The 18,847-nt window shown below is 63.8% G+C and carries 20 protein-coding genes and 1 riboswitch; of the genes, 9 read left to right on the top strand and 11 right to left on the bottom strand.

The window, feature by feature from the left end; genetic code table 11:
• Nucleotides 1-22 precede the first annotated feature (22 nt).
• Entirely contained in the window at nt 23-748 is a 726-nt protein-coding gene (locus tag ACZ89F_RS36270) for a YdcF family protein (RefSeq protein ID WP_476097083.1), read from the top strand.
• A 4-nt stretch (nt 749-752) separates the two neighbouring features.
• Here the strand turns inward: ACZ89F_RS36270 and ACZ89F_RS36265 are convergent, their stop codons facing one another.
• Together ACZ89F_RS36265 and ACZ89F_RS36260 are read right to left on the bottom strand one after the other, a co-directional pair.
• Entirely contained in the window at nt 753-1,403 is a 651-nt protein-coding gene (locus tag ACZ89F_RS36265) for a pyridoxamine 5'-phosphate oxidase family protein (protein ID WP_476097081.1), read from the bottom strand.
• Nucleotides 1,404-1,427: 24 nt separating this feature from the next.
• Nucleotides 1,428-1,898, bottom strand: a complete 471-nt coding sequence (locus ACZ89F_RS36260) for a nuclear transport factor 2 family protein (protein ID WP_476097079.1) — start codon at nt 1,896-1,898, stop codon at nt 1,428-1,430.
• A gap of 118 nt (nt 1,899-2,016) precedes the next feature.
• On the opposite strand from ACZ89F_RS36260, the gene ACZ89F_RS36255 reads away from it, so the two are divergent.
• Nucleotides 2,017-2,919 carry a LysR family transcriptional regulator gene (locus ACZ89F_RS36255; protein ID WP_476097077.1) on the top strand — a complete coding sequence of 301 codons (903 nt, stop codon included), beginning with the start codon at nt 2,017-2,019 and terminating at the stop codon, nt 2,917-2,919.
• Nucleotides 2,920-3,043: 124 nt separating this feature from the next.
• Nucleotides 3,044-3,844 (top strand): lysophospholipid acyltransferase family protein, encoded by an 801-nt coding sequence (locus ACZ89F_RS36250; protein ID WP_476097075.1) that lies wholly within the window; start codon nt 3,044-3,046, stop codon nt 3,842-3,844.
• 25 nt (nt 3,845-3,869) lie between these two features.
• On the opposite strand, the gene ACZ89F_RS36245 is transcribed toward ACZ89F_RS36250, so the two are convergent.
• From ACZ89F_RS36245 to ACZ89F_RS36235, 3 genes are all read right to left on the bottom strand, one after another.
• Nucleotides 3,870-4,496: a LysE family translocator gene (locus ACZ89F_RS36245; RefSeq protein ID WP_476097073.1), complete on the bottom strand. Its 627-nt coding sequence runs from the start codon at nt 4,494-4,496 to the stop codon at nt 3,870-3,872.
• A gap of 92 nt (nt 4,497-4,588) precedes the next feature.
• Nucleotides 4,589-5,536 (bottom strand): aldo/keto reductase, encoded by a 948-nt coding sequence (locus tag ACZ89F_RS36240; RefSeq protein ID WP_476097071.1) that lies wholly within the window; start codon nt 5,534-5,536, stop codon nt 4,589-4,591.
• Between the two features lie 121 nt (nt 5,537-5,657).
• The gene (locus ACZ89F_RS36235) at nt 5,658-6,179 is read right to left on the bottom strand and encodes a gamma-glutamylcyclotransferase (RefSeq protein ID WP_476097070.1); all 522 of its coding nucleotides are present in this window, start codon (nt 6,177-6,179) and stop codon (nt 5,658-5,660) included.
• A 151-nt stretch (nt 6,180-6,330) separates the two neighbouring features.
• On the opposite strand from ACZ89F_RS36235, the gene ACZ89F_RS36230 reads away from it, so the two are divergent.
• Together ACZ89F_RS36230 and ACZ89F_RS36225 are read left to right on the top strand one after the other, a co-directional pair.
• Nucleotides 6,331-7,332 (top strand): DUF2125 domain-containing protein, encoded by a 1,002-nt coding sequence (locus ACZ89F_RS36230; protein WP_476097068.1) that lies wholly within the window; start codon nt 6,331-6,333, stop codon nt 7,330-7,332.
• Nucleotides 7,333-7,339: 7 nt separating this feature from the next.
• Nucleotides 7,340-8,263, top strand: coding sequence for a sugar kinase (locus ACZ89F_RS36225; RefSeq protein WP_476097066.1), 924 nt, complete (start codon nt 7,340-7,342; stop codon nt 8,261-8,263).
• A gap of 6 nt (nt 8,264-8,269) precedes the next feature.
• On the opposite strand, the gene ACZ89F_RS36220 is transcribed toward ACZ89F_RS36225, so the two are convergent.
• A complete protein-coding gene (locus ACZ89F_RS36220; protein WP_476097065.1) occupies nt 8,270-9,205 on the bottom strand; it encodes a prephenate/arogenate dehydrogenase family protein in 936 nt (311 codons plus the stop codon).
• Between the two features lie 6 nt (nt 9,206-9,211).
• On the bottom strand, nt 9,212-10,321 hold the full coding sequence (hisC, locus tag ACZ89F_RS36215; protein WP_476097063.1) for a histidinol-phosphate transaminase: 1,110 nt from the start codon (nt 10,319-10,321) through the stop codon (nt 9,212-9,214).
• Between the two features lie 138 nt (nt 10,322-10,459).
• A riboswitch (SAM riboswitch) is annotated at nt 10,460-10,537 on the top strand.
• A 115-nt stretch (nt 10,538-10,652) separates the two neighbouring features.
• Here hisC and metX point away from each other — a divergent pair.
• The gene (gene metX, locus ACZ89F_RS36210; RefSeq protein ID WP_476097062.1) at nt 10,653-11,822 is read left to right on the top strand and encodes a homoserine O-acetyltransferase MetX; all 1,170 of its coding nucleotides are present in this window, start codon (nt 10,653-10,655) and stop codon (nt 11,820-11,822) included.
• Nucleotides 11,823-11,880: 58 nt separating this feature from the next.
• Entirely contained in the window at nt 11,881-12,495 is a 615-nt protein-coding gene (gene metW, locus ACZ89F_RS36205) for a methionine biosynthesis protein MetW (RefSeq protein ID WP_476097060.1), read from the top strand.
• A gap of 10 nt (nt 12,496-12,505) precedes the next feature.
• Here the strand turns inward: metW and ACZ89F_RS36200 are convergent, their stop codons facing one another.
• Nucleotides 12,506-12,826, bottom strand: coding sequence for a DUF1330 domain-containing protein (locus ACZ89F_RS36200; RefSeq protein WP_476097058.1), 321 nt, complete (start codon nt 12,824-12,826; stop codon nt 12,506-12,508).
• A gap of 363 nt (nt 12,827-13,189) precedes the next feature.
• Between ACZ89F_RS36200 and ACZ89F_RS36195 the strand changes: the two genes are divergently transcribed.
• Entirely contained in the window at nt 13,190-14,125 is a 936-nt protein-coding gene (locus tag ACZ89F_RS36195) for a glycosyltransferase family 2 protein (RefSeq protein WP_476097056.1), read from the top strand.
• A gap of 57 nt (nt 14,126-14,182) precedes the next feature.
• On the opposite strand, the gene ACZ89F_RS36190 is transcribed toward ACZ89F_RS36195, so the two are convergent.
• The 3 genes from ACZ89F_RS36190 to ACZ89F_RS36180 form a co-directional block, all read right to left on the bottom strand.
• Entirely contained in the window at nt 14,183-14,980 is a 798-nt protein-coding gene (locus ACZ89F_RS36190; RefSeq protein ID WP_476097055.1) for a DUF1194 domain-containing protein, read from the bottom strand.
• Between the two features lie 85 nt (nt 14,981-15,065).
• Nucleotides 15,066-16,892 (bottom strand): ABC transporter ATP-binding protein/permease, encoded by a 1,827-nt coding sequence (locus ACZ89F_RS36185; RefSeq protein WP_476097053.1) that lies wholly within the window; start codon nt 16,890-16,892, stop codon nt 15,066-15,068.
• 139 nt (nt 16,893-17,031) lie between these two features.
• On the bottom strand, nt 17,032-17,820 hold the full coding sequence (locus ACZ89F_RS36180) for a class I SAM-dependent methyltransferase (protein ID WP_476097051.1): 789 nt from the start codon (nt 17,818-17,820) through the stop codon (nt 17,032-17,034).
• Between the two features lie 242 nt (nt 17,821-18,062).
• Between ACZ89F_RS36180 and gloB the strand changes: the two genes are divergently transcribed.
• The gene (gloB, locus tag ACZ89F_RS36175; RefSeq protein WP_476097049.1) at nt 18,063-18,830 is read left to right on the top strand and encodes a hydroxyacylglutathione hydrolase; all 768 of its coding nucleotides are present in this window, start codon (nt 18,063-18,065) and stop codon (nt 18,828-18,830) included.
• Nucleotides 18,831-18,847: the final 17 nt, after the last annotated feature.

The following is an 18,847-nucleotide window of genomic DNA, read 5'->3' as shown; positions in this document are numbered from 1 at the left end:
GCCGCATTTCAGGACTAACCATATGGCTATGGACGCGCGGGATTCGACCGGTACGGCTGGGCAGATGCCAGTGGTGGTTGCCCGTTCGCATGACCGCCGCACGGTGAGCCGTCTGAGGGCCGCGTTGCGCATATCCGCTCTCTCCGTCCTTATCCTCGCAACTTTGTTTGCCGGCGGCTTCGGCTGGTTCGCCAACAAGGTCAGCCATCTGACGACGCCTGCCAATCCGGCCAAGGCTGACGCGATCATCGTGCTGACCGGCGGCCAGTCCCGCCTCGATGCGGCGATGGATCTGCTGGCGTCCGGCAAGGGCGAGCGGCTGCTGATCAGCGGTGTGCATCCTTCCGCCAGCCGTCGCCAGTTGCAGGCGGCGACCGGTGGCGACGTCAGGCTGTTCTCCTGCTGCGTCGACATCGACCGCGCCGCGCTCGACACGATCGGCAATGCAGAGGAAAGCGCCAAATGGGTGGAGAGCCACGCCTATGGCACGGTGATCCTCGTCACCAACAATTATCATATGCCGCGCAGCCTGCTCGAGATGCGCCGGCTGCTGCACGGCGCCAAGCTCGAGCCCTATCCGGTGGTCAATTCCAACCTCGACAATGGCGGCTGGCTGACCAAGCCGCGGGCGTTGCGGGTGCTGTTCACCGAATACAACAAATATCTGCTGGCGCTGGCGCGCGGTATCGTGCCGGTCAAGCCGACGCCCAACGGCATCGCGCTGGCCGAGACCGCGGCCGGCGGCTGAACCACTATTCTCCCGCGGCGGTGCCTGCCCTGGCGGCAGTGCCCGAAATCCCCTTGAGGTGGGCGATCTCCTGTTCGAGGCGCTCGATCCGCTTGTCGCGCTCACCGAGCGCAGCCGCCACGTCGGCGGCCTCGAACCGTTGCGGGATATGTTGCGGGCAATTGGCATCCCAGGCCGAGACCGTGAACAGGATGACCTGCTCGGGGCGCGCCTTGTAATCCTGAGGCATCAGCTTCGCCATCAGCTTGGCATCGTTCTCGACGACGCGCGCGGTGCCCCAGAGCTTGATGCGCTGCCGGTGCATATAGTCGATGAGGAAGAGGAAGGCTTGCGGGTTGTCGGCCAGATTGCCCTGCGTGATGAACTGCCGGTTGCCGGCAAAATCCGCGAAGCCGATCGTGTGTTCATCCACCACCTTGAGGAAGCCGGCTGGCCCGCCGCGATGCTGGATGTAGGGCTGGCCATCGCTATTGGCCGTCGACAGGAAGACGCTGGTCTGCATCTCGATGAAGGCGGCAAGGTCAGGGGTGATGACAGCTTGCCAGCCGCCACGCTCCTCGACGCGGGCATAGGATTGGCGCGAGCCCTTGCGGGCCTGGATCGCCTTGACAGTCGGCGTGAAGGCGACGTCGCTGGTGAAAGCATGCGCGTTCATCGAAAGCCTCCTTGCGGGAAAGTGCTAAAGCCCGAGCGCCGAAAGTGACGGATGATCGTCCGGCCGCCGGCCAAGCGGCCAGTGATATTTGCGGTCGGCCTCGCCGATCGGTAGATCGTTGATGCTGGCGATGCGCAGGCGCATCAGCCCGTGTTCGTCGAATTCCCAGTTCTCATTGCCATAGCTGCGAAACCAGGAACCGCTATCGTCGCGCCATTCATAGGCGAAGCGCACGGCGATGCGATTGCCGTGGAAGGCCCAGACCTCCTTGATCAGCCGGTAGTCGAGCTCCCTGCTCCATTTGCGCGTCAGGAAAGCCTGGATGGCATCGCGGCCTTGCAGGAATTCGGTACGGTTGCGCCAGCGGCTGTCCGTCGTATAGGCAAGCGCGACCCGTGCCGGGTCGCGCGAATTCCAGGCATCTTCAGCCATGCGCGCCTTCTGCGCCGCGGCCTCGGCGGTGAACGGCGGCAGCGGCGGACGGGCTTCGGACATGGCAACTCCTTTGCGAGGCCATGCTGCGGGCAGGCCGACAAACGCAATATAAAGCCTTCCATCATTCAAATGCAGATGACATATTCGTAACCTGTCCTTCCATTTTCTGGAAGAAGCTATGGATCGTCTCGAAGCCATGTCGCTCTTTGTCGCCGCGGTGGAGGCCGGCAGCCTTTCCGCGGCCAGCCGCCGTTTCGGCATTCCGCTGGCGACGGTCAGCCGCAAGATTTCCGACCTCGAGCGCCATCTGAACACACGCCTCCTGAACCGCTCGACGCGCCGGCTAACGCTGACCGATGCCGGCCAGGCCTATCTTGCCGCCTGCCGCCGCATCCTCGACGAGGTCGGTGAGGCCGAACGCACGGCAGCCGGCGAATACAGCGCTCCGACCGGCGAACTGGCCATCACCGCGCCGGTCGTCTTTGGCCGCCTGCACGTGCTGCCGGTCGTCACCGGCTTTCTCGCCGCCTATCCCGACGTGGACATCCGCCTGACATTGGCCGACCGTATAACCCAGCTGGTCGAGGATCATTTCGACCTCGCCATCCGCATCGGCAAGTTGCCCGATTCGAGCCTGGTCGCCATCGGAGTCGGCACGATCCGCCGCGTCGTGTGCGCCAGCCCCGCCTATCTGGCCGAACACGGCACGCCGACGACCCCGGAGGATCTCGAAACACACAGCTGCATCACCTTCGAGGGACTTGCTTCCGCCGCCACCTGGAGCTTCACCAGGGGCAAGGCCGAAATCCCGGTTCAGGTCCGCTCACGGCTTCAGGTCAACACCGCCGAAGCGGCCATCGATGCGGCGATTGCCGGCGTCGGGCTGACCAAAGTGCTCTCCTACCAGATCGAAGCCGCACTGTGCTCCGGCACGCTGCGCGTCCTGCTGCAGGAGTTCGAGCCCGCGCCATGGCCGGTAAGCCTGGTGCATGCGGGCCACGGCCTGCTGCCGGTCAAGCTGCGCGCATTCCTCGATTTTTCCGCCCCACGCCTGAAGGAGCGATTGGCGCGACTGATGTAGCGGAACCGGGGCCGCTCACCGATCGACTGATCGCTCGTCTTCGCCGATCAGAGCGACCTGCGGCCATTTCCTTTTTACCCGCGCTTGGTGTAACCAACGCTCACCTCCTCACCGGGTCCCCCCAATGCTCTATTTCAGATCGCTGACGTTCAATTTCGTCTTCTACGTCAACCTGATCGTCCAGATGATCCTCTGGACCCCCTATTATTTCCTGTCGCCCCGTCACCGCGCCTGGTTCGTGCCGAAATTCTGGTCGCGCACCTCGATGTGGCTCTATGACAAGATAGCCGGAACGAGGAACGACATCACCGGACAGGAAAACTTGCCCGAAGGCTCCTTCATCCTGGCGCCCAAGCACCAGTCGTTCTGGGACGCGATCGCCTTCTTCCCCTTCCTCCAGGACCCGCTCTACATCCTCAAGCGCGAACTGACCTGGATCCCGTTCTTCGGCTGGTACATCATGAAGATGCGCATGATCCCGGTTCATCGCGGCAGCCGTTCGAAGGCGCTGAAGGCCGTGGTCGCCGCGACCAAGGAGGAGATGGCCCGCAACCCCCGCCAGCTTATCATCTACCCCGAAGGTACAAGACGCGCGCCGGGCGACGAGCCGGCCTACAAATACGGCATCGTCGAAATCTACGCGCAGCTTGGCATACCGGTGGTGCCGGTGGCCCATGTCGCCGGCCTCTATTGGCCGCGCCGCAAATTCCTGCGCTATCCCGGCACCATCAAGGCGCGCTTCCTGCCGCCGATTCCACCGGGACTGGGCAAGGACGAATTCATGGCCCGGCTGATCGGTGAGACCGAGGCCGCCTGCGACCAGTTCCTGATTGATGCGGCGCGCGGCCCGAACCCACCTGCCTTGCCGCCGACAGCTGTGAAAAGGCTGCAAGAACTGGACAACGCCGCAAAAACCAAAGTCTGAACTGGAAGTCTCCGGCCGGCAGCTCTCAGTCGAACACGGCCAGCGCGGTGGTCAACACCAGCGTCGCGGCAAAGACCAGATTGATGATCCGCGATGCCGCCGGTCGGCGCAGGAAGCGCGCGAAAGCTGCCCCGGCGACAAGCCAAAGAGCGTGGATGGCAACGATCATCAGGGCAAGAACCGCCAGCTTCAGCCATGGACCAAGCTCAGCGGTGCCCTGTTTCGACGAAGCACCGGCGAACACGGCGGCGATCGCCACATAGGCCTTTGGATTGGCGACCGCGAGAAGAAACCCAGCCAGCCATGTTGGACGCGAAGCTTCGGTGGCGCGCGCAGCCAGCGGTGGCGCCGTGGCGATCTTGAAGGCGAGATAGAGGATGTAGGCGGCGGACGCGACAGCCAGCAACGGCGCCAGCTTCGGCACCGACGTGAGCACCGCCATGACCCCGGTCGCGACGACCAACAGCACGGCGATCGTGCCCAGGATGATCCCCCAGGCATAGCCCAGCGAGGGGCGCAAACCGAAGGCCGCCCCAACGGCGGTGACGCTTATCGTTGCCGGTCCCGGGCTGCCCATGACGACGGCGGAGGCAAGCACCAGCGTGAGCAGCTGACGCCAAAGGTCCGGCTGCGAAAGAAGCGGCTCAGTCATCTCACCCTCTGCCTTGCCCCGTGCAAAGGGACGGTATGGCAAGACGAGAGGATCGTCTTGGACGTTCGTGCGAGGAGCGGCCGCCGAAAACGTCAGCCGCTCGCTCTGTCGAGTTCGGCCATGTCGGCGGCGCTCAGCTTCAGCGACGCCGCCTTGATCAGGCTGTCCATCTGCTCGGGCTTGGTGGCGCTAGCGATCGGCGCAGTGACGCCTGGCCGTGCGATAACCCAGGCAAGCGCCACCTCGGCCTGCTTGACCGAATGCCTTGATGAAACCGCGTCGAGTGCTGCAAGGATGCGCATGCCGCGCGCATTGAGGTAGTCCTTCACCCCGCCGCCACGCGGGCTTTGACCGAGATCGGCCTCGCTGCGGTATTTGCCGCTGAGAAAACCCTTGGCCAGGCTGAAATAGGTGATGACGCCGATGCCCTCGGCCACGCACAGATCGTGCAACGGTCCGTCGAAGGACGAGCGATCGTAGAGATTGTATTCCGGCTGCAGAACCTCGTAGCGCGGCAGGCTGCGCAGGCTCGCCACATCGAGCGCGGCACGCAACTGACCGGCGTCGAGGTTCGAGCAGCCGGCATAGCGGATCTTGCCCTTGGCGAGCAGCTTCTCGTAGGCGCCGAGCGTTTCCTCATAGGGCGTCGTCGGGTCTGGCCAGTGCGACAGATAGAGGTCGATGACATCGGTCCGGAGCCGCTTCAGCGATGCGTCGACGGCCTTTTCGATGTATGCGGCAGACAGGTCCTTGTGCCCCTGCCCCATATCCGAACCGACCTTGGTGATCACCACGACCTTGTCGCGATTGCCACGGTCTTTCATCCACTTGCCGATGATGGTTTCCGACTCACCGCCCTTGTGGCCGGAGACCCAGCGCGAATAAGCGTCCGCCGTGTCGATGGCGTTGAGGCCGGCGCCGACGAAACGGTCGAGCAGGTCGAACGAGGTTTTCTCGTCGGCGGTCCAGCCGAAGACGTTGCCGCCCAGAACCAGCGGCGCGATGGACAGGTCGGTGCGACCGAGACGGCGTTTCTGCAAGGCGGATCTCCGGGATGACTGGGGCGGGCGAAGGACGCCCGCGGGCTGAGGTTCGGAGCCTAACCTAGGTCTTGCCTGATCGAGGTCAAAGGCCTGGCCGCCTTTTTCCGCAGAGCCAGCTTCACAAAGGCGCGACCTGCCTGGCGACATCCTCCAGCCAGTGGTCGCGGATGCCCAGCGCCTTGAGATGCTCCAGCGTGCTGAGCACGTAGTCCTCGTTGTTGCCGGACTGGCCGACCGCGCCGCGCACCACGGCCGCCGCATCCGCCGCGTCGAGCGCGCCGGCATATTGCTCGTGCTGGCGGTCTACGATGTAGGCCACCGCATCGACCGTTCCGCCGCCGTCGAGGCGAATTTTGAGCATGCGCTCAAGATAGACTGATGTGACCAGCTCGCGCTCGCGCAGATAGGTGATGACCTCGTCGCGCAAGTCGCCGGGAACGCGGAACGCCAAGCCGATGCAGGAGCCGCCGCGGTCGAGGCCGAGCACCAGTCCCGGTCGCTCGCGCGTGCCGCGATGCACGAAGGAATAGACGCAGAGGGACCGGCGGTAGCCATGCAGGCGGGCGCGCTGCGTCTCGACATGCGCGAAACCCGGCCGCCAGATCAGCGACCCATAGCCAAACACCCAAAAATCGCCCATATCGCCGCGCCTGATTGCAAAAGAGTGGCGGCACCACAGGGAATCGGTGTTTTTTCCGCCCGTCTCTGTCTACCTATCCGTCTCTGTCTACCTGTTGTTGGCGGAATCGACTGTCCGTCCGCAACATCCATGCGTTAAAGAGAGCCAAAGCATGACGTCAAGTGACGAACGCCAGCCGAGCAACAACCGTCGCCGCCTGTTCTGGCTCGCAGCGTTCATCGTCGTGCTGTTTGCCATCTACAGCGGTGGCTGGTTCTATCTGGCTGACCGGGTGAGGAGCGAGGCCGACAAGGCGGTCGCCATGCTAAACAAGACTGGCGTCGAGGCCGGTTGCGCCAACCTCCAGGTCAGCGGCTATCCCCTGAGCTTTACCGTCTCCTGCGACAACCTGGCCTACGAGGACGACGCCAGGAACATCGCCGCTTCGGCCGGCAGCTTCAACGCGGCCGCCCAGATCATCCAGCCTCTGTCACCGGTGGCCAATCTGCGCGGTCCGCTCAGGACCTCCGTTCCGGACATGGTGCCGCTCTGGATCGACTGGGACAATCTGCAGGCCAACGTCAAATTGTGGTGGCCGTTGCCGCGGCGGATTTCTCTGGAGGCGGACGGCCTGTCCGGCCAGACCGATCCGGCCGACGACACCGATCCGGTGCAACTGTTCAGCGCCGGCAAGGCATCAGGTCAGTTGCAGCCGAACGGTGGGGATATCGACTATGTCGGCAGTTTTGGCGATCTCGAGATCGATCCCGATGCGATCGGCGGGCGCGTGCTGCCGGCGCTCGACGCCAGCGGCGACGTCACGCTGAAGAACGGCGTCGCGCTGATCGGCGCGCAAGTGAAGAGCCTGCGCGGCCAGGCGATCGAAATCCGCAACCTCGACCTGTCGTCAGGCACGGCGCGTATCACCGTTTCGGGCCCGCTGTCGGTCGATGCCGAAGGCCTTATCAATGCCGATCTGATGATCAGGCTGAAGGACCCGAAGGCGGTGGCGGCCATCCTCGGCGCCGCCATACCCGAACAGAAAAGCCAGATTGAGCAGGGCTTTGCTGCCCTGGCGGTGCTCGGCAACGAACCGTCGATGCCGCTGAAGGTGGTCAAGGGCAAGGCCTCGCTCGGCTTCATTCCGCTGGGCAAGATCAAGCCGGTGGAATAGCGCTGCGATGGCAAGACCCGTGAGGTTGCTGAGTGTTGGCGCACTGACGCTGGACACCATCCTGCGTGTCGAGTCACTGCCCTTGCATCAGGGCAAGTTCATCGCCTCCGACGGCGTCCAGATCGCCTCGGGCATGGCCACGAGCGCTGCCTGCGCCGCCCACCGCCTGGGCGCAGAGGTGTCGCTGTGGGCGAGTGCCGGCGACGATGCCGTCGCCGACCAGCTCATCGCCGGCATCGAGGCCGAAGGCGTTGATTGCACCTTTGTGCGCCGCGTCAGAGGCGCCCGCTCGGCGCTGGCCTCGATCTTGGTCGACGCGCATGGCGAGCGCATCATCGTGCCTTTCTATGACAGGCTTGCGCAGGCCGATCCCGAGGCCTTGCCGGTCGCCGACCTCATGGCATTCGATGCCGTACTGGTCGATGTCCGCTGGCCGGGTGCAGCAGCACTTGCCCTGAAGGCCGCGCGCACCATGGGCCGGCCGGCTATCCTCGATGCCGACACCGCGCCGCTGGAGGCCCTGGAGCAGCTGTTGCCGCTCGCCACGCACATCGTCGCTTCGGAGCCGGCAACGCGCATCGTCTGCGGCCAGGCGCTCGATCCGGAAACGGCTTGCGCCGATCTCGCCAGCCGCACCGACGCCTTTGTCGCGGTGACCGGCGGCGCGGCGGGCAGTTGGTGGCACGACCGTTCCGCAGGCTGTGTGCGCCATGTCGCGGCGCCGAGAATCAAAGCGGTCGACACATTGGCCGCCGGCGATGTCTTTCACGGCGCCTTCGCCGTCGGGCTGGCGGAAGCCATGCCGGTCGAGCAGGCTTTGCGGTTTGCCAGTGCGGCCGCCGCGCTCAAATGCCTGCGCTTCGGCGGCAGGCTGGGCGCGCCGGATAGGGCCGAGACGCTGGCCATGGTTGCCGCGACCTGGCCAGTCTGAAACAGCCTACGTTTTCGCTGGGTGTTCGACCGCCTGGCGGCCAAAGTCTGGCACGTCGATGTCCTGGCCGGCCTCGATGATCGAGCGACGCACGGCGCGGGTGCGGGTGAACAGGTCGAAGAGTTTCTCGCCGTCGCCCCAGCGGATCGCGCGTTGCAGCGACGCCAGGTCTTCCGAGAACCGCGCCAGCATTTCGAGGATGGCGTCCTTGTTGTGCAGGCACACATCCCGCCACATGGTCGGGTCGGAAGCGGCAAGACGGGTGAAATCGCGGAAGCCCGAAGCCGAATATTTGATCACCTCGGACTTGGTCACCGACTGCAGATCATCGGCGGTGCCGACGATGTTGTAGGCGATGATGTGCGGCAAATGCGAGACGATGGCCAGCGTCATGTCGTGATGCTGAGGATCCATGGTGTCGATGTTGGCGCCGCAGCGGCGCCAGAATTCCGACAGCCGTTCCAGCGCGTCCGGGTCGGTGTCGGGCAGCGGCGTGAAGATGCACCAGCGATTGTCGAACAGATCGGCGAAACCGGCATCGGGGCCGGATTTTTCGGTGCCGGCCAGCGGGTGGCCGGGAATGAAATGGACGCCGGCTGGCACATAAGGCTGCATCTGCGCGATCACCGATGCCTTGGTCGAGCCGACATCGGTGAGGATCGCGCCCGGCTTCAGCGCCGGCGCGATTTCCTCGGCCACCGCGCCGGATGAGCCGACCGGCACCGAGACAATGACCAGATCCGCATCGCGGACCGCCTCTTTCGCATCGGTGGTGTAGGAATCACCCAGCCCAAGCTCCTCGGCCCGCGCCAGCGTCGCGGCACTGCGGGTCGAGATGGCGACGTGACCAGCCAGGCCCTCGCGGCGGATGACGCGGGCCAGCGACGAGCCGATCAGGCCGATGCCGACCAGCGCGATCTTTTCAAACATCGGTGATGTCATGGTGTTCTAGCTTTTCAGGAATGTCGTGAGAGCGGCGACAACGCCGCGATTGGCCTCTTCGGTGCCGACGGTCATGCGCAGCGCGTTGGGAAAGCCATAGCCGGAAACGCGCCGCAATATATAGCCGCGCGCCATCAGATAGTCGTCCGCCGCCGCCGCGGAATGTTTCTTGTCCTCGGGAAAATGAATGAGGATGAAATTGCCGACGCTCGGCGTCACCCGCAAACCAAGCCCGATCATCTGTTCACTCAGCCAGGCCAGCCAGGTTTCGTTGTGCGCCACGCTGCGCTCGACATGGGCGCGGTCGCGGATCGCGGCGATGCCGGCCTCGATCGCCGTCGCATTGACGTTGAAGGGTCCCCGCACGCGGTTGATGGCATCGACGATGTGCATCGGCGCATACATCCAGCCGATCCGCGCGCCGCCGAGGCCGATCTTGGAGAAGGTTCGGGTCATCACCACGTTCTGGGCAGCACCGACAAGCTCGATGCCGGCTTCGTAATCGTTGCGGCGGACATATTCGGCATAGGCCGCGTCGAGCACCAGAAGCACATGCCTGGGCAGGCCGGCATGCAGCCGGCGCACCTCCTGGAACGGCACATAGGTGCCGGTCGGGTTGTTGGGATTGGCCAGGAACACGATCTTCGTACGCGGCGTGACGGCTGCCAGGATGGCGTCGATATCGGCGCGCTCGTCTGTTTCCTTGATCGTCACCGGAACGGCACCCGCCGACTGGATGTAGATCTTGTAGACCATGAAGGCGTGTTCGGTGATGACGGCCTCATCGCCGGGCGCCAGATAGGTCTGCGCCAGCAGGCCGAGGATCTCGTCGGAACCGTTGGAACAGATGATGTTCGCGGGGTTGAGGCCATGCACCTCCGCAATTGCCTCGCGCAGCCGCCTGGCGGTGCCGTCGGGATAGATGTCGAGCTTGCCGGCAATCTCGCGCGCGGCTTCGATCGCCTTTGGCGAGGGACCAAGCGGATTCTCGTTCGCCGAAAGCTTGTAGACCTTGGCGACGCCGGCAGGCGCCGCGCTCTTGCCCGGCACATAGGCGTCGATGTCCATAATGCCCGTGCGCGGGGTTGGACGTACCTTGTCCGGTGTCTGGCTCATGTCGCAAAATCCGTCGAGAACGCTTCCTGAGGGAAGCCGCAGCGGAAATACAAGCCACGGCCCGCAATGTCGAGAGGAGACCCCGCTCTGGACCAAGGCTGGCCGTTGACGCCGGCGCGCCACAGCCCTAGAAGGGGTGCGAACTTCCGTGGTGATTTGGCCGGTCGGCTTGCAGCCACGTTAAACAACTTGCTAAAGGGCCGTTTGCATCCTGTAACCGGCTTTGCGACTGCAATGCCGGTTTTTTGTTGTCCGCGCCGGCCGGACACCCGCATCGGCATCGATTTTCGAAAAGCACGGTGCCGTGGATTCAAAGTGTGAGATGGATGTCATGGCCGTTCTGCGCGCCCGCAAAACCAACAACGAGGCCGACCAGCCGTCGAGCCCGGTTTTGCGTTTTGGCTCCGACAAGCCGCTCAAACTGGACGCCGGCACGCTGCTGTCGCCGTTCCAGATCGCCTACCAGACCTACGGCACGCTGAACGACGCTCGCTCCAACGCCATCCTCGTCTGCCACGCACTGACGGGCGACCAGCACGTCGCCAGCACCAATCCGGTGACCGGCAAGCCGGGCTGGTGGGAGGTGCTGATCGGCCCCGGCACGATCATCGACACCAACCGCTTCTTCGTCATCTGCTCCAACGTCATCGGCGGTTGTCTGGGGTCCACCGGACCGGCCTCCACCAATCCCGCCACCGGCAAACCCTATGGGCTCGACCTGCCGATCATCACCATCCGCGACATGGTGCGCGCGCAGCAGATGCTGATCGACCATTTCGGCATCGAGAAACTGTTTTGCGTGCTCGGCGGCTCGATGGGCGGCATGCAGGTGCTGGAATGGGCGTCGAGCTATCCAGAGCGCGTCTTCTCGGCGCTGCCGATCGCCACCGGCGCGCGCCATTCCTCGCAGAACATCGCCTTCCACGAGGTCGGTCGACAGGCCGTCATGGCCGATCCGGACTGGCATGGCGGCAAATATTTCGAGCACGGCAAACGCCCGGAAAAGGGCCTGGCGGTGGCGCGCATGGCCGCCCATATTACCTATCTGTCGGAAGCCGCCTTGCACCGCAAATTTGGCCGCAATTTGCAGGACCGCGACCACCTGACGTTCGGCTTCGACGCCGACTTCCAGATCGAAAGCTATCTGCGCCACCAGGGCATGACCTTCGTCGACCGCTTCGACGCCAATTCCTACCTCTACATGACGCGGTCGATGGACTATTTCGACCTCGCCGCCGACCATGGCGGCCGGTTGGCCGATGCCTTCGCCGGCACGAAAACCCGCTTCTGCCTGGTGTCCTTCACCTCGGACTGGCTGTTCCCGACCGAGGAGAGCCGCTCGATCGTGCATGCGCTCAACGCGGCCGGCGCGTCGGTATCCTTCGTCGAGATCGAGACCGACCGTGGCCACGATGCCTTCCTGCTCGATGAGCCGGAACTGTTTGCCGCCATCAACGGCTTCATCGGCTCGGCCGCACGGGCGAGAGGGCTCAGCGCATGACCCCGAAAAATTGCAGACTTTTCGGATCGGGATCATGCGCCAGGCAGGAGGCGAAGCCATGAGTGTCAACCGCGACCAGCGCGTCGACCTCGAGGTCGTCGCCAACCTCATCCCGCCGCAGTCGCGCGTGCTCGACGTCGGTTCGGGCGACGGCTCGCTGCTCGAACTGCTGCAGGACACCAAGCAGGTCGACGGCCGTGGACTCGAGCTGTCGCAGCGCGGCGTCAACGAATGCGTGGCGCGCGGCCTCTCGGTCATCCAGGGCGACGCCGACAAGGATCTCGAATTCTATCCCGACAAGGGTTTTGACTTCGTCGTCCTGTCGCAGACGCTGCAGGCCACCCGCAACCCGAAGCTGGTGCTCGACGAACTGCTCAGGATCGGCAACCGCGCCATCGTCTCCTTCCCCAATTTCGGCCATTGGCGGGTGCGCCTGTCGCTGTTCATCCAGGGACGCATGCCGGTGACCAAGGACCTGCCCTATTCCTGGTACGACACGCCCAATATCCACTTCTGCACCATCCGCGATTTCGTCAATCTGTGCGACGAACTCGGCGCGACCGTGGAGAAGGCGACGGCGCTCGACGCCAATGGCAAGAAGATCGGCCTGTCGATGCCGTGGTGGTTCTGGAATTTCTTCGGCCAGCAGGCAGTGTTCTTGCTGAAGCGATAGTAGCCACCCGCTATTCCAGGACATCCGTCGCCTTGTGCGGATGTTCGACGCCGTCGGCGAACACCACATCGGCCTCCGAATTGTCCGTGCGCAGCGCCAGTATCGCCTGGTAGGCCGGCGAATTGTACCAGCTATGCACGTGCTGCCGGTCGGGAAATTCGATGATGATCAGGTGGCCCGGCCAGTCGTTCTCGATCACCTCCACATCGCCGCCATGAACCAGAAAACGGCCGCCGAAAGGCTCCAGCGTGGCATCGATCCTGTGCAGATATTCGATGATCTGCGGACCCATCGTGGCATGGCGCATATGGGCAACGGCGTAGGCAGTCATGACTGTACTCCCTGTCATCGAAGCCGAGTTGCCGGCCTCGCAAGGGCAATCTGACCAAATGCCGAGCGCAAAGCGATTACGTCTGAGGTAATGGAGTGCATGCTATCCTGTCACGGCGAATCGCTTCCATGGTGATTCGCGAGTCTGCGCGGCAGTGCTGTTGCAATTGGAACGCTAACGACGGGAATTCGTTATCTCGCGCGGGTTGAGTACCGGCACGGTGGGTGACACAGGAAGCTGTTTTTTGTAGCTTCGCGTCGAAGATGATGACCGGAAAGGAAAAGTCCGATCCATTCGACCGTTCTTAAAATCGAAAAGTGCTGGATAGACGCGCAGTCCCGCGCGGGAAACAGCTGACACGACATGGCCGGAATCATCGAAGACACACCTCTCATCACGGTCATAACGCCGACCCACAATCGGCGCGAGACGGTGTTGCGCGCCGTGGAAAGCGTGCTGTCCCAGGGCATGCCTAGGCTCGAGCATATTGTCGTTGACGATGGGTCGACCGATGGGACCGAGGCGGCGCTGGCCCGCATCCAGGATCCGCGGCTCATTTATGTCGGCGCAAAATGGCGAGGCGCCAATGCCGCACGCAATGCCGGCATCGAGCGTGCGCGGGCGCCGGTGGTGACCTTCCTCGATTCGGACGACGTCTACCTGCCGCACCGGCTTGAACGGACCCTGGCCTGGTTCGATGACAATCCCGCACTTCAGGTGCTGATCAGCTCTTTTGTCTCCCTGAAGGGCAACCGCGCCACCAACTGCGTCAATCGCGATGCATTCGTGAGCCCGACAATGCTGGAACGCACGCTCGTCGCGCAGACGATCTTCATCGCCGGCTCCGCGATATCAGCCCGTCGCGAAGCCTTGCTGGGCATTGGCGGCTATGACAGCGACATCACCCGGATGCAGGATCGGGAGTTGCTGCTGCGGCTTGCCCGTCGCTACGGCGCGCGCTTGTCCGAGGACATCGACTGGACGAAATACAATTCGGAAAACTCGATTTCGGGCCGCCGTGACGGCTATGTCGAAGCCTATGCGAACCTGATGGGCAAACACCCGCACATCGCCCGCGCCTACCCGCACATTCCGCCCTACATGATCTCGCGGCAGATCATCGCCGATATCCTCAGAGGCCGGATACCGGAGGCATTCAACGGCTACATGGCCAATCGCGAGTCGAAAACGCTCGGCTACTCGCTGCCGGAGCTGATGCACGGCTATGTCCACGGCCGGCGCTGGCGCCGCGATCTCTACAATGAATTCCGCGACAAGTTTGGCGCCCGGCCGGCTTAACTGCATGTCGCCCAAAAGTGTCCGGCGGTTTTGGGACAACGACAAGTCCGGCAAGGCTCACCGGTCGAGTTCCGGGAAATACGGATCGGACAAGAAGCGCCTGTCCCGCTCGCCTTGCAGACAATCGATCGGCGCGGCCGCATCGACGGGAATGATCCTGTCCCGGATGCCGCTTACTTCGAGGATCAACTTGCGCCGGATGGCCGTCGAGAATTCGGCCGCCGCGTAGATCGGCAACACGAAGGAACCGGGCCCTCCGGTCACGCATTGCGCATAATACCGGTCGAGATGGCTGAAGGTTGGCGACGGGCTGATCAGGATCGGCAGTCCGTTGATGACTATACCTTTGGCGATTGCCTCATCACGCGTCGCTGTGACCGGCGGCCCGATATTGTTTGGACCGTCACCGGAGATATCGATGACACTGCGTTCGCCCTCGAAAGAAGTGCGATCGAAAAGCTCGGTACCGAAGGCCAGCGCACCGGAAATCGAGGTGCCGCGGAAACTCCGGAACGGGCGGGCCGCGACCTTGTCGGCAAAGCTGTTGGCGCTCTCGGCGCTGTCGATGATCTGCCAGCCGATGACCGCGTCGTCGCGCACCGTGCCGGCCCATTCGAAATAGGCGATCGCGATGCGGCCCGTGGCGCCGGCGCGGACGGCCCGGATGAAGTCGGGATGCCGCAGCGCCTCGACATAACCGGCGCGCTGCAGGGCGAACTCCTTCTCGTCCATCGACAGCGAGATGTCGACCGCCAGCACCAGCTCGACGTCCACAGCCAGCGCATCCGTCGGCGAGGCGGCGGGCGCGGCCTGGGCGCAGGCAAGACAGGCAAGCAGGCGCAGAGCATCAAGCATGGCCGTCGCCAAGGTTGTTTCTCCCGAACAGCTTCCCTCGCGATCACGGCAAAATAAAGCTTGGCATCAGCAAGCCGACATCGGCCTATGTCTTGCGGCGAGCGGCGACTGGTGGCGGTTCGATCGCGCCGGCTCTGACGCGGGCGGGCTTCAGCGCCGGTGCACCGGAATCCTTGACGATCGTCAACGCGCGCGGAAAGAACTGATTGTTGTGCAGGCCGCGCCCGATGTTGAGGATCGCGGTCCCCGGCAAACGCTTCTCGAGCATCGACAGCACGCGCCTTAGCGACGGGCCGTCGAACGCATCCAGCGCTTCGTCGATGATCACCCATTTCGGCTGCCGCAAGGCGAGCCTGGCGAAGGCCAGCGAGCGCTGTTCGTCATCGCCCAGCTCGTGGTCCCAGCGCCCGGCGCGGTCGAGCGACGACGACAGTCGCTCAAGACCGACCTCGGCAAGCACCGCCGAAATGTCGGCATCGCTCGCCGGCGCAACTCCGTTCGGGTGGTCGAGGACCTCGCGCAACGTGCCGACCGGAAAATAGGGGACGCGCGGAACGAAGATGGGGGTTTCGCCCGCCGGCAGGCCGATCCGCCCGCTTCCCCATGGCCACAGGCCGGCAATGGCGCGGAAGAACAAGGTCTTGCCGGCGCCCCGGTCGCCGGTGATCATGACGCGCTCGCCGGGACGGATTTCGACATGCTGGTCGGCTAGCTTGGTGCAGCCCTCCGGCGAAGCCACTTCGAGCGTCTCGAAAGTCAGGCTGCCATTGGCGTTTTCGCCGAACGCGATGCGCTTTTCAGTGTCGTGCAGCACATCGGTTTCATCGAGCGCGATGCGGAAGTCGGCGACACGCATCAGCGTGGCGCGCCAATCGGCGATGCTGCCGATATTGTTGATGAACCAGCGCAGGGACGAGTGGACCTGGTTGAAGGCACCGACCGCCATCATCAGTCCGCCAAAGCTGATATCGCCGGAGAAATAAACCGGCGAAGCGACCAGGATGGGTGCCACGACGGTGATCCAGCCATAGGTATCGGTCACCCAGGACAGGTTGATCTGCGCGGTGTAGATGCGCCGCATGGCGCCCAGCACCGTGCCGAGGTCGAGTTCAAGCCGCCGCCTGGCATCGGCCTCGCCATGATACAGCGCAATGGCATCGACATTCTCGTTGACGCGCACCATCGAGGAGCGCAGCTCGGCTTCGCGTGTGTAGCGGTCGCTGTTCAGGCGGATGAGCGGGCGTCCGACCAGCCAGCTCAGCCAGGAGGCGATGCCGGCATAGAGGATGGCGGCCCAGACCATGTAGCCCGGTATGGCCAGCGACGTCCCGCCGATGTGGAACACGAAGCCCGAGGACAGCTCCCACAGCACGCCCACGAAGGACGCGAGCAGGATGCACGACTGCAGCAGGCCGACGCCGAGATCGGTCGACAGGTCGGACAGATGCGCGGCGTCCTGCTGCATGCGCTGGTCGGGATTGACGCCGATGGCGCCGGCATTGGCCAGCCGGAAGGCGCGCGCCGGCCGCATCCACTGGTCGATCAGGTCCAGCGTCAGCGCCTCGCGCAGCTTGAGCCTGATCATCTGGTTGAGCCAGGTCTGGCCGATGTTGAGCAGCAGAAGCCCACCGGCTATGGCCGCAAAGACGAGAAGCTGGTGCAGGAAGGCCGTCATGTCGCGGCGCGCGAGCGCATCGTAGAAAGGCTGGTTCCAGCGGTTGAGCAGAACCTGGCCGATCGACGTTGCGATGATCACGGCCATGATACCGACCGATGTCCAGAGCAACCACTTGCGAACCGGCGATCCCGCCAGCGCCCGCCTGATCGTCGCCACCTGATCGCTCAGGCTGCTGGCTTCGACCGCCACGGCAACCGGTTGAGCGGCGGCGGCATTGTCCGGTTGATCAGCCATGGCCGAGGTCCTTGCGTTCAGTGCTGAAACCGGTTGGAGAGGCTTGAAGGCATCCGTCGTTCAAATGGGCAGCCAAATGGGCTGTCAGTCCACTTGCGACAGATAGGCAGGGAAACGACGCCTGGCACTGTTGCCGCGATCACGAAGCAGTCACCCGCGCAACCGATGGCTTGGTGTCCCCGGCCTCATTGCGACGGCCAAGCCGCGTGGCGCCATGCGGCGACAGCACCGGCACGAAGACACGGCGCGAGGCGCGCTGGGCGACCGGCACGCCTTGATAGAGCCGCTTCTGTGCCTCGACGACGATGACCCCGGAAAAGATCGGCCACAGCCGCCGGCCGGCGCGTTCCAGCACATTGTGGAACCGCATCATGAAACGGCGCCGCGATGGCGGAAAGAACAGTGCATCGGACCAGGCGGCGGGCGTGAAATTCGCCTCGCGCAGCAGTTCCGTAAGCTGGCCGCGCGAAAAAGGCCGGCCATTGCCGAACGGCGTGTGCTCGAAGCGCGCCCAGACACCGCGCCGATTGGGCACGACGATGACCACCCGGCCCGCCGGCGACAGCACGCGCCAGATCTCGTTCAGCGTCTCCCGCGGGTTTTCGACATGTTCGAGCGAATGGACGAGCAGCATGCGGTCGATGCAGGAATCGACCAGCGGCAGTTCCTCGTCGAAGACCAGTGCCGTCGCCGTCGGCCCTGTCGCCGGCCACACCACGGCGCCTTGCGTTGCCGGCATGAAGGCGAAGACCCGCTCGGCATCGGTGCCGAAGCGCTCCAGCCAGGGCAAGGTGTAACCCAGACCAACCAGCCGCTCGTTGGGTACAACCGCCCATATCGACGACAACGCCATGGTGATCGAACGCTCGGCGAACCGGCCGAGCGTTGTCGAATAGAAGGAGCGAAGATCGACGATGTCGGAATGCATGGCAGGGATGTAGCCGCGATATCGGCGGGTTTCAACAAAAGGCCTCGATGAGCCCGACATTCAGGGAATGACATTCAATATCCTGGGATGACATGCGCACGCCAGCGCCCTATGTCTGCGGCGACTCCTGCATCGGCCCGAAAATCGGTTTCGATTTCGGAAAGCACGATGCAGCAGATAAAAGTGTTAGAGCGTCCTTTGTGCGTCCAACTGGACGCACGGCGCTCTAATGGAGATATGCGATGCCGGTCGAGATCGAACAGTTCATGTGCCGCAGCGACAATTTCGGCGTGCTGGTGCATGACCCCAAAAGCGGCCAGACCGCGATCATCGACGCGCCCGAGGAGGCACCGATCCTGGCCGCACTCAAGCGCACCGGCTGGACGCCGACGATGATCCTGACCACGCATCACCATGTCGATCACGTCGAGGCCAATCTGGCGCTGAAGGAGCGCTTCAAATTGCGCATCGTCGGCCCGGAAGCGGAAAAGGCCAGGATTCCCGGCATCGACGAAACCGTCGAAGAGGGTTCCGTCGTTCATCTCGGCGATGAGCGGATCGAGGTGATTGCCACGCCCGGACACACCGCCGGCCACGTTTCCTACTACTTGCCGGCGTCGAATGTGGCGTTCACCGCCGACACGCTGTTTGCGCTGGGGTGCGGGCGGCTGTTCGAATGCAAGCCGCCGGTGATGTACGATTCGCTGAAGAAGCTGGCTGCACTTCCGGCTGAAACAGTTATCTATTGCGGCCACGAATACACGCTCGCCAACGCCCGTTTCGCGCTGACCGTCGACCCTACCAATTCGGCGCTGAAGGAACGCGCCGCCAGGATCGAGGCGCTGCGGACCGACAACAAGCCGACGCTGCCGACGACGATCGGCGAGGAGCTGTCGACCAATCCCTTCCTGCGCTGGCACGATCCGGCGATCCGCAAGCATCTCGGGCTGGAGAGAGCTTCGGACGCCGAGGTGTTTGCCGAGATCCGCAAGCGCAAGGACAATTTCTGAACGGGACTACCTGGAAC

The sequence above is a fragment of the Mesorhizobium sp. USDA 3734 genome (assembly GCF_056279665.1).
This window is presented reverse-complemented; position numbering and strand designations above follow the sequence as displayed.